Source organism: Mycobacterium sp., assembly GCF_050701675.1.
Lineage (GTDB): Bacteria > Actinomycetota > Actinomycetes > Mycobacteriales > Mycobacteriaceae > Mycobacterium.
In genome coordinates, this window is record NZ_JBOGDD010000028.1 from 1 (window position 1) to 3,581 (window position 3,581).

General features: G+C 67.9%; 4 protein-coding genes. All 4 read left to right on the forward strand.

Annotated features, from left to right (window positions below; genetic code table 11):
* Positions 1-250 precede the first annotated feature (250 nt).
* The gene (locus ACRDUX_RS00910; protein ID WP_526410114.1) at positions 251-622 is read left to right on the forward strand and encodes a YraN family protein; all 372 of its coding nucleotides are present in this window, start codon (positions 251-253) and stop codon (positions 620-622) included.
* Positions 622-2,127: a YifB family Mg chelatase-like AAA ATPase gene (locus ACRDUX_RS00915; RefSeq protein ID WP_526410116.1), complete on the forward strand. Its 1,506-nt coding sequence runs from the start codon at positions 622-624 to the stop codon at positions 2,125-2,127. Before ACRDUX_RS00910 ends, ACRDUX_RS00915 begins: the two co-directional genes overlap by 1 nt.
* Entirely contained in the window at positions 2,124-3,248 is a 1,125-nt protein-coding gene (gene dprA / locus ACRDUX_RS00920; protein ID WP_526410118.1) for a DNA-processing protein DprA, read from the forward strand. Before ACRDUX_RS00915 ends, dprA begins: the two co-directional genes overlap by 4 nt.
* Before the next feature lie 91 nt (positions 3,249-3,339).
* Positions 3,340-3,581, forward strand: a 242-nt coding sequence (locus ACRDUX_RS00925) for a siderophore-interacting protein (RefSeq protein WP_526410120.1), incomplete at its 3' end; no start/stop codon positions are given.

Genomic DNA, 3,581 nt, shown 5'->3' on the forward strand with positions numbered 1-3,581 from the left:
ACCAACAAGAGGGCCTCCTGGCCGGCGTCGACGACACCGCACGCAACATCGTCGGCCAACCTCTGGTCACCGTCGAGGAGTTCGTCAACGACCATCGCGCGCTCTTCGAACTGCACTACCCAAGGGCAGTCGCGTAGGTCGCGGAGAGTGACGCGAGCCATTCGCGTGATGGCTGTGGATGAACCCGCGACTGTGGATAGACCTGCCGCGCCCGATCTGAATTGTCGCCGCACGGTCGCACGATGTGGCCATGACGGAGACATGGAGTCGTGCGCAGATCGGCGCGCTCGGTGAACAATTGGCGGTCGAGCATCTGACTGCGAGTGGACTGCAGGTGCTGGTTCGCAACTGGCGCTGCCGATACGGGGAGCTGGACGTGATCGCCGCGGACACCGCGGCGCGGGTGGTGGTGTTCGTCGAGGTGAAGACGCGGACCACCGATCTGTACGGTGGCGTCGCGCAGGCGGTGACACCGCAGAAGGTGCGGCGGTTGCGCAGACTTGCGGGGCTGTGGCTCGCAGGCCAGGACACCAGTTGGGCGCAGGTGCGCATCGACGTCGTCGGCGTGCGCATCGGTCGCGGTCCGACGCCTGAGATCACCCATCTGCAGGGGGTGGGGTGATGACGCTGGGGCGGGCGTATTCGGTGGCGGTGCGCGGGGTGGACGGTGCGATCGTCGAGATCGAGGCGGACATCACCTCGGGACTACCAGGCGTGCACCTCGTTGGGCTTCCCGACGCCGCGCTGCAGGAGGCTCGCGATCGGGTTCGGGCGGCGATCACCAACTGCGGCAACACCTGGCCGATGGCGCGGCTGACCCTGGCGCTGTCACCCGCAACTCTGCCGAAGATGGGTTCGGTCTATGACATCGCCCTCTCGGTCGCGGTGCTCTCGGCGCATGAAGAGAAGTCGTGGGCACGTCTGGACAAGACCGTCCTGCTTGGTGAATTGGCGCTCGACGGACGCGTCCGGCCGGTCAAGGGAGTGCTGCCCGCGGTGCTGGCCGCCAAACGGGAAGGCTGGCCGACTGTCGTCGTGCCGATCGACAACCTCGCCGAGGCCAGTCTCGTCGACGGCATCGAGGTATCGGGCGTGCGGACTCTGCGGCAGTTGCAGGCCTGGTTGGACGGCAAGGGGCCACTCGACGACCGGATCATCGACGCACCGTCACTGCCGGAGCAGATAGCAGATCTCGCCGACGTCGTCGGACAGGCGCATGCGAGGTTCGCCGTCGAGGTCGCTGCCGCAGGTGCGCACCACCTCATGCTGACCGGCCCTCCTGGGGTGGGCAAGACCATGCTGGCACAACGCCTCCCGGGTCTACTGCCGCCGCTCACCCACGCCGAATCCCTCGAGGTGACAGCCATTCACTCGGTCGCGGGCCTTCTGTCGGGCGGCACCCCGCTCATCACCCGGCCGATATTCGTCGCTCCACATCACAGCTCCACCGTCGCGGCGTTGGTCGGCGGCGGCTCGGGGATGGCACGCCCCGGCGCGGTCAGCCGTGCGCATCGCGGGGTGTTGTTCCTCGACGAATGCGCGGAGATAGGTTCCAGTGTGCTCGAGGCGCTGCGAACACCGTTGGAAGACGGTGAGATTCGTCTCGCCAGGCGTGACGGTGTCGCTTGTTACCCCGCGAGGTTCCAGCTCGTCCTCGCCGCCAACCCGTGCCCGTGCGCACCGGCCAATCCGAGCGACTGCATCTGCCCCGCGGCGGCAAAACGCCGGTACCTGGGAAAGCTGTCCGGGCCTCTGATGGACCGCGTCGACCTTCGCGTCGAGCTGCATCGCGCCAGGTCCGCGGCGATCAACGCGGTCGACGGAGAGTCCACCGCCACTGTCCGCGAACGGGTGGCGGAAGCGCGTGCCGCCGCCGCGGCGCGGTGGGCTCCGCACGGTGTCCGCACCAATGCCGAGGTTAGCGGCGCCCTTCTCCGTCGACGGTTTCGGCCGCCACGCGATGTCATGGAGCCGCTGCGGGCGGCTCTCGATCGGGGGGCGCTGAGCATCCGCGGACTCGATCGGACCATGCGGGTCGCGTGGACGCTCGCCGACCTGGCGGGACGCACGTCACCGGTATTGGACGACGTGAACACCGCGCTCAGCTTCCGTCAGGTGGGTGCGTGATGGACGAAGAAGCCCTGGCCTGGGCGTACCTATCCCGGGTAGTAGAACCACCGTCGCGCGAACTGGGCGCCTTGGTGGCAGCACGTGGGCCCGTCGAGGCCGCCGACTGCGTCAAGCGCGGCAAGGTCACCGCAGAACTCGCCAGGATCACCGAAGCGCGACGCGAATTCGACTGCGCAGCAGATGACCTGGATGTCCTGGCCAGACTGGGTGGTCGCCTGGTCACCCCAGCCGACGCTGAGTGGCCGTTGCTCGCGTTCACGTCCTTTCGCGGTGTTCCGCTCGAACGGTCGTCCCGGGACTCCCCGTTGGTGCTGTGGGTCGTCGGTGAGGACTCGCTCGCCGATGTCACCGAACGCGCATGTTCGATCGTCGGGACGAGGGCGTCGACTTCCTACGGCGAACGGATTGCGGCCGATCTGAGTGCCGGTCTCGCGGAACGCGACGTCGCGATCGTGTCCGGTGGCGCCTTCGGCATCGACGGGATGGCGCATCGAGCGGCACTCGGCGCGGACGGGCTCACCGTCGCGGTGCTCGCGGGCGGGGTGGACGTACCCTATCCGGCCGCGCACTCGGCGATGTTGCGGCGCGTTGCAGAGAAGGGACTGCTCGTCAGCGAGTACCCGCCGGGGATCCGGCCCGCCCGTCATCGGTTCCTGACGCGCAACCGGCTGGTGGCCGCGCTATCCGGAGCTACGGTCGTGGTGGAGGCGGGCCTGCGGAGTGGCGCCGCCAACACCGCCTCGTGGGCGAGAGCCCTCGGGCGGCCGGTGTGCGCGGTGCCGGGACCGGTCACGTCCTCGGCATCGGCCGGCTGCCACGTGCTGATCAGGGATGGCGCCTTCCTCGTGACCCGCGTCGACGAAGTCGTCGAATTCGTCGGAGCGGCAGGTGAACTCGCATCGGAACCCGAGCGGCCCACCTCACCACTGGACGAATTGAGTGAGGCCGAACTGCGGACGTACGACGCGCTGCCCGCACGTGGATTCCGCAGCGTTGATCAGATCGCGGTGGCCGCCGGACTGCCTGCCACCCAGCTGCTTGGTCCGCTCGCGTCCATGGAACTCGCCGGTCTGGTGGTCCGTCGCGAGGGGCGTTGGGGCTTGCGCTCCAAGAAGTAGGCGGCAGGGGGTGGTCGTACGGTAGGCGGCCACTCAGCCCGGGTCGCTCGTATAGTCGAAGACGCAAACTGACGATCGTTATGAGGTGACTGTGGCAGGGCGTCCGATCCACACATTCGAAGTGGTACGCAGCGAGCAGCTGACGCCGCACATGGTCAGGGTCGTATTGGGTGGCGGCTTCGAGACCTTCAAACCCGTCGAGTTCACCGACTCCTACGTCAAGATCGTGCTGCCAAGGTCCGGCACCGACGTGTCCGCGCTGCCGACGCCGTTGACGCTCGACAGCTTCAAGGAGCTGCCCGACGAGCACCAACCGGCCGTCCGCACCTATAC